This is a genomic window from Pseudolysinimonas sp., from assembly GCF_057350545.1.
Genome location: NZ_JBMRCP010000125.1, coordinates 1 through 6,531 on the forward strand (window position 1 = coordinate 1; position 6,531 = coordinate 6,531).

A 6,531-nucleotide genomic window follows, 5' to 3' on the forward strand; every position below is an offset into this window, starting at 1 on the left:
CGCCCTGCCAAACGGCGACAGACGCGGGATAACTTGGGGCACGAGAACCTCCGGGAAGTGGGACCTAGACAGCTCCACTAAGCCCGGAGGTTCTCCTCATTCTCAAGCCCCAACCTGTCAACCAGGTCCCGGCTCAGTACACCTAGCCGAACAGCCCCGGCCGAACCGCCCTAGCGGGCTCCCGACGCCTCATCCGACGAGGGCTTGACGTCCGAGCGGTTCGGCGGGGCGGCATCCTCGCCTACCTCGATCGCGAACGACGACGCGAGCACGCCGACGCCGGCCCCGAGCAGCCCCCAGAACACACCCCACCGGTGCTTGCCGAGGAGGGCGTCGACCGACAGCGGTCCGGGCCCGTCGATCGTGAGCGCCGTCGCGGAGGCGGCCAGCGCGAGGTTGTACTCGTAGCCGCCCTTCGCGTTCCAGAAGCCGTTGCGCGCGTGCACCTTCGCGGTCGCGGTCGCCATCGCCGAGGTCACCGCGGCAGTCGCTGCCGGCATCCCCGCCCCGAGCACGATGCCGACCCCGCCGAGGGTCTCCGCGAGCGCCGCCGCGAGGGCGTTGCGGCGCGTCGGGTACATCCGCGTCTTCTCCATCATCTTCTCGGTGCCCTCGAGCCCCGGTCCGTCGAAAGCACCCGTGAGCTTCTGCAGCCCGTGCCCGATGAAGATGCCGCCGATCACGATGCGCAACAAGAGTCGTCCGAATCCCATGCACCCCAGTCAACCTCGCGACGCGACGCGGCGGCGGGGGGTGGCGTCAGCCCAGAGAACGAGCTAACAGCCTGCGGGTGGCCCAGCTGTTCGGAAGATGGCCGACCGCGAGCACCGCGGCGCTCGCGACGACCCACCACGACTGGAGCCACACGCCGGCGCCGAGGAAGGCGACCACCGGCAGCACCGCCATCGGGATCGGCAGCGGGCCGACCGACCGATACAGCACGTCGAATCGCCGCACCGCGAGGTACCGCCCCCACAGCGCGAGATATCCGCCGACTGCGACCGCCACCGGCGCGAGCCACCAGTTCGGTGCCGCTGCGGATCCGGTGAGGGCAGGCGTCACGAGGCAGGCCGCCTGCCCGACCCGCTCGAGCACCGTGAACGGCAGACCCGCGTCGGCCGTGCGCATCCCGTCCCGCGGCGGGGCGACGAGCAGCAGGAGGTTCGGCGCGAGCACGGTGAGCGACACGAGCGCGCCGGCGATCGAGAACGTCATGCGCACATGCTGACGCACGAACCGACACGAGCAGCATCCGAGAAGCCGCTGTCCGAGCCCGCCGCTACCGTAGTCGCATGCCGACGTCCGATCCCGCCGACAGCCACGACCTCATCCGCGTCCAGGGCGCCCGCGAGAACAACCTCAAGAACATCTCCGTCGAGCTGCCGAAGCGTCGACTCACCGTCTTCACCGGCGTCTCCGGATCGGGCAAGTCGAGCCTCGTCTTCGGCACGATCGCCGCCGAGTCGCAGCGTCTCATCAACGAGACCTACCCCGCGTTCGTGCAGGGCTTCATGCCGAGCCCCGGACGCCCCGACGTCGACGTCATGGAGGGGCTCACGACGGCGATCATCGTCGACCAGGAACGCATGGGCGCCAACTCCCGCTCGACCGTCGGCACGGCGACCGACGCGAACGCGATGCTGCGCATCCTCTACAGCCGCCTCGGCGAGCCCCACATCGGCGGTCCGCAGGCGTTCTCGTTCAACGTCGCCTCGGTCTCGGGCACCGGGTCGGCGCAGACGGCGAGCGGCAAGCAGATCGAGCGCGAGTTCGTGTCCACCGGCGGGCAGTGCCCGCGCTGCGAGGGCATGGGCAGCGTGAGCGACATCGACCTCGCCGAGCTGTTCGACGAGAACAAGACGATCGCCGAGGGAGCCCTCACGATCCCCGGCTACAACGCGACCGGATGGGCGGTGCGCATCTTCACCGAATCCGGCCTCGTGCCCGCCGACGTGCCCATCAAAGACTTCACGCCGGAGCAGCGCCACGACTTCCTCTACAAGGAGGCGACGAAGGTCAAGGTCGCCGGCATCAACATGACCTACCTCGGCCTCGTGCCGAACGTGCAGAAGTCGTTCCTCAGCAAAGACGTCGAGGCGATGCAGCCGCACATCCGCGCGTTCGTCGAGCGCGCCGTCACGTTCACGGCGTGCCCCGACTGCGGCGGTTCACGGCTCAACGAAGGCGCGCGCTCCTCGCGCATCCAGGGCATCAACATCGCCGAGGCGTGCGCGATGCAGATCAGCGACCTCGCCGAGTGGGTGCGCGGCCTCTCCGCGACGAGCGACGTCGGTCCGCTGCTGAAGAACCTCCAGCAGACGCTCGACTCGTTCGTCGAGATCGGGCTCGGCTACCTCACGCTCGACCGCCCGTCGGGCACACTCTCCGGCGGCGAGGCGCAGCGCACGAAGATGATCCGTCACCTCGGATCGAGCCTCACCGACGTGTCGTACATCTTCGACGAGCCGACCGTCGGCCTCCACCCGCACGACATCGCGCGCATGAACGACCTGCTGCTGCGCCTCCGCGACAAGGGCAACACGGTGCTCGTCGTCGAGCACAAGCCCGAGACGATCGCGATCGCCGACCACATCGTCGACCTCGGGCCGCGGGCCGGCGTCAACGGCGGCACCGTGCAGTTCGAGGGCACCGTCGAGCAGTTGCGCGCGAGCGACACCCTCACGGGCCGCCACTTCGATGACCGCGCGACGCTCAAAGGCGCGGTGCGCACCCCCACCGGCAAGCTCGAGATCCGCGGCGCCACCCGCCACAACCTGAAAGAGGTGGATGTCGACATCCCGCTCGGCGTGCTGTGCGTCGTGACCGGCGTGGCCGGGTCGGGCAAGAGCTCCCTCATCCACGGATCGATCCCGAAGGGTGCCGACGTGGTGTCGGTCGACCAGGGCGCGATCAAGGGCTCGCGCCGCAGCAATCCGGCGACCTACACGGGGATGCTCGACCCGATCCGCACCGCCTTCGCGAAGGCCAACGGCGTGAAGCCCGCGCTGTTCAGCGCCAACTCCGAGGGCGCCTGCCCCGTCTGCAACGGCAACGGCGTCATCTACACCGACCTCGGCGCGATGGGCTCCGCCGCGACCGTCTGCGAGGAGTGCGAGGGCAAGCGGTTCCAGGCGGCGGTGCTCGAGTACCGGCTGGGCGGTAAAGGCAGCGGCAAGAACATCAGCGAGGTGCTCGGGATGTCGGTCGTCGACGCCGTCGACTTCTTCGCTGCGCCCGAGTCGAAGATCCCCGCCGCGCAGGCGATCGTGCAGCGCATGGCCGACGTCGGCCTCGGCTACCTCACGATCGGCCAGCCGCTCACCACGCTCTCCGGCGGCGAGCGTCAGCGGCTCAAGCTCGCCATCCACATGGCCGACAAGGGCGGCGTCTACGTGCTCGACGAGCCGACCACGGGCCTGCACCTCGCCGACGTGCAGCAACTGCTCGGGCTGCTCGACCGCCTCGTCGACGCGGGCAAGTCGGTCATCGTCATCGAGCACCACCAGGCCGTCATGGCGCACGCCGACTGGATCATCGACGTCGGTCCGGGCGCCGGCCACGACGGCGGCACCATCGTGTTCGAAGGCACGCCGGCCGATCTCGTCGCCGCGAAATCGACCCTCACCGGCCAGCACCTCGCGACGTACGTGGGCGCCTAGGCCGGATCGTCCCGACCGGCCGGGCCGGTCGACGCGACCCCGCGGTACTCGTCGAGGATCGTCGGCGAGCCCTCCGGTGCCGGGATGACCTCGATCGGATCGCCGGCGCGCACCCGACCCGTCTCGAGCACGCGGAAGTAGGTGCCGAGTCGGCGCGCGTCGGAGAACCGACGCACCCACCCGTTCGACTCCTCCCCCATCCAGCGGGCGAACGTCATGCACGGAGTGCGCGCGTGCGTCACCTCGAGCAGCACCGCATCCTTGCCCGTCCCGATGCGCCAGCGCTCCCCCACGCGCACGTTGCTCGTCTCGACTCCCGCCACCCGGAGGTTCTCGCCGAAGAACCCGGGAGGGATGTCGCGGGCGAGCTGCTCGGCCCACCAGTCGGCATCCTCGTCGGAGTAGGCGTACACCGCCTGGTCCTCACCGCCGTGGTGCTTGCGATCAGCCTGCACGTCGGCGTACAGCCCGAGCCGCCCGATCTTCACCGGCCCGTCGACGGGCTGCTTGTCGATCGCGGTCGTGCCGACGGTGCCCGGGTCGTCGTGAAGTCGTGTGACGACGCACGCGGCGATGAGACGGGCGGGCATGGCAACCACCCTAGGGCGCGGGGCACCCTATGCTGGCGCTCGTGCCTCGAACCACGCCCCCGTTCCGCGCCGATCATGTCGGCAGCTTCCTGCGTTCAGCTGCGGTGAAGGAGGCTCGCGCGCAGCATGAAACAGGGGTTCTCGATGATGCGGGTCTGCGTGCGGTCGAAGACCGCGAGATCGTCGACCTGATCCGCCAGCAGGAGGGAGTCGGTCTGCAGTTGGTGACCGACGGTGAGTTCCGACGGTCGTGGTGGCACTTCGACTTCATCGGCCTGCTCGACGGTGTCGACATCATCGAGATCGATCACGGCATCCAGTTCGCCGGTGTGCAGACCAAGCCGAAGGCGCCGCACGTGAGCGGCAAGATCGGGTTCCCCGCGGATCATCCGTTCCTCGACCACTTCCGCTTCCTCGCCGCGAACACGTCGGTGACGCCGAAGATGACGATCCCCTCGCCGACCGTGCTGCACTGGCGTCTCGAAGCAGATGGTGTCGACGCGAGCGTCTACCCCGACCACGAGGCTCTCTTCGACGACCTCGCCGCCGCCTACCGTGACGCCGTGCGGGCGTTCTACGACGCGGGCTGCCGATACCTGCAGTTCGACGACACCGTGTGGGCCTACCTGTGCTCCCCCGCCGAGATCGAGAAGGCCCGCGGACGCGGCATCCCCGTCGACGGAATCGCCGAGCGGTACGTGCAGCTCATCAACGACTCGCTGCGCGACAAGCCCGCCGACATGGTCATCACGACCCACGTGTGCCGCGGCAACTTCAAGTCGACCTGGATCTCCTCCGGCGGCTACGAACCCGTCGCCGAACACCTCCTCGCCGGCTGCGACTACGACGGCTACTTCCTCGAGTACGACTCCGAACGCGCCGGCGGCTTCGAGCCGCTGCGGTTCCTGCCGAAGGGAGACAAGATCGTCGTCCTCGGCCTCATCACCTCCAAGAGCGGCGACCTGGAAGACCCCGACGACGTCACGAAGCGCATCGAGGAGGCCACCGAGTTCGCGGCCCTCGACCAGCTCGCCCTCAGCCCCCAGTGCGGCTTCGCCTCCACCGAGGAGGGCAACATCCTCACCGAAGACCAGCAGTGGGCCAAGATGCGCGAGATCGTCGAACTCGCGCGCGAGGTCTGGGGCTAGTCCCGCGACGCCCCGGAGGTCAGCGCCGGCTCAGCGCTTGCGCTTCTCCCGCACGCGCATGTTGACGACGATCGGCGAGCCCTCGAAACCGTAGACCTCGCGCAGACGCCGCGTGATGAACCGGCGGTAGCCGGGATCGAGGAACCCCGTCGTGAACAGAACGAACGTCGGCGGACGCGTGGCCGCCTGCGTGCCGAACAGGATGCGGGGCTGCTTGCCGCCGCGCACCGGATGCGGGTGCTCTGCCGTGAGCTCGGCCAGCAGCGCGTTGAACTTGCCGGTCGGGATGCGCGTGTCCCACGAGTCGAGGGCGACCTCGAGCGCGGGCACGAGCTTCTCGAGGTGGCGACCGGTGCGGGCCGAGATGTTGACGCGGGGCGCCCACGACACGTGCGCGAGGTCCTGCTCGATCTCGCGCTCGAGGTAGCGTCGCCGCTCGTCATCGAGGAGGTCCCACTTGTTGAACGCGAGCACGAGGGCGCGGCCCGACTCGAGCACGAGCTCGATGATCCGCAGATCCTGTGTCGACAACTCCTCGGTCACGTCGAGCACGACGATCGCGACTTCGGCCTTCTCGAGGGCGGCCGCGGTGCGGAGCGACGCGTAGAAATCGGCGCCGTGCTGCAGATGCACGCGCTTGCGGATGCCGGCGGTGTCGACGAAGGTCCAGATACGTCCGGCGAGCTCGATGTTCTCGTCGACGGGATCGCGGGTCGTGCCGGCCGTCGGGTCGACGACGACGCGCTCCTCACCGGCCGCCTTGTTGAGCAGCGAGCTCTTGCCCACATTCGGGCGGCCCAGGATGGCGACCCGGCGGGGTCCGCCGATCTCCTGCTTCGCGACCGCGGAGACCGCGGGAAGGATCTTCATGACCTCGTCGAGCACGTCGGCGACGCCGCGCCCGTGGATCGCCGAAACCGGCCAGGGCTGACCGAGCCCGAGGTTCCACAGCGCGGCGGCCTCGGGATCCTTGATCGCGTCGTCGGACTTGTTCGCGACGAGGATGACCGGCTTCTTCGTCGCGCGCAGCATCCGCACGACGTGCTCGTCGGTCGCCGTCGCGCCGACGTTGATGTCGACGACGAACAGCACGGCGTCGGCGAGGTCGATCGCGACCTCCGCCTGCGCGGCGAC

At 69.2% G+C, this 6,531-nt stretch carries 6 protein-coding genes; 2 read left to right on the forward strand and 4 right to left on the reverse strand.

Annotated elements, in window-relative coordinates:
- Window positions 1-170: 170 nt before the first annotated feature.
- Together ACO1X9_RS16635 and ACO1X9_RS16640 are read right to left on the reverse strand one after the other, a co-directional pair.
- Window positions 171-713 carry a DoxX family protein gene (locus ACO1X9_RS16635; RefSeq protein ID WP_486351971.1) on the reverse strand — a complete coding sequence of 181 codons (543 nt, stop codon included), beginning with the start codon at window positions 711-713 and terminating at the stop codon, window positions 171-173.
- A 46-nt stretch (window positions 714-759) separates the two neighbouring features.
- Window positions 760-1,215 (reverse strand): hypothetical protein, encoded by a 456-nt coding sequence (locus tag ACO1X9_RS16640; protein WP_486351972.1) that lies wholly within the window; start codon window positions 1,213-1,215, stop codon window positions 760-762.
- 77 nt (window positions 1,216-1,292) lie between these two features.
- On the opposite strand from ACO1X9_RS16640, the gene ACO1X9_RS16645 reads away from it, so the two are divergent.
- A complete protein-coding gene (locus ACO1X9_RS16645) occupies window positions 1,293-3,659 on the forward strand; it encodes an ATP-binding cassette domain-containing protein (RefSeq protein ID WP_486351973.1) in 2,367 nt (788 codons plus the stop codon).
- Here the strand turns inward: ACO1X9_RS16645 and ACO1X9_RS16650 are convergent.
- Window positions 3,656-4,249 (reverse strand): MOSC domain-containing protein, encoded by a 594-nt coding sequence (locus ACO1X9_RS16650; RefSeq protein ID WP_486351974.1) that lies wholly within the window; start codon window positions 4,247-4,249, stop codon window positions 3,656-3,658. The two genes, ACO1X9_RS16645 and ACO1X9_RS16650, sit on opposite strands and share 4 nt — an antisense overlap.
- A 41-nt stretch (window positions 4,250-4,290) precedes the next feature.
- On the opposite strand from ACO1X9_RS16650, the gene ACO1X9_RS16655 reads away from it, so the two are divergent.
- Window positions 4,291-5,397, forward strand: coding sequence for a 5-methyltetrahydropteroyltriglutamate--homocysteine S-methyltransferase (locus ACO1X9_RS16655; RefSeq protein ID WP_486351975.1), 1,107 nt, complete (start codon window positions 4,291-4,293; stop codon window positions 5,395-5,397).
- A 30-nt stretch (window positions 5,398-5,427) separates the two neighbouring features.
- Here the strand turns inward: ACO1X9_RS16655 and der are convergent.
- The coding region (der, locus tag ACO1X9_RS16660; protein WP_486351976.1) for a ribosome biogenesis GTPase Der at window positions 5,428-6,531 on the reverse strand (1,104 nt) is incomplete at its 5' end.

Bases quoted from the DNA above. Each gene is read 5' to 3' on its own strand.
- ACO1X9_RS16635 (WP_486351971.1), bottom strand. From the start codon at position 713: ATGGGATTCGGACGACTCTTGTTGCGCATCGTGATCGGCGGCATCTTC.
- ACO1X9_RS16640 (WP_486351972.1), bottom strand. From the start codon at position 1,215: ATGACGTTCTCGATCGCCGGCGCGCTCGTGTCGCTCACCGTGCTCGCG.
- ACO1X9_RS16645 (WP_486351973.1), top strand. From the start codon at position 1,293: ATGCCGACGTCCGATCCCGCCGACAGCCACGACCTCATCCGCGTCCAG.
- ACO1X9_RS16650 (WP_486351974.1), bottom strand. From the start codon at position 4,249: ATGCCCGCCCGTCTCATCGCCGCGTGCGTCGTCACACGACTTCACGAC.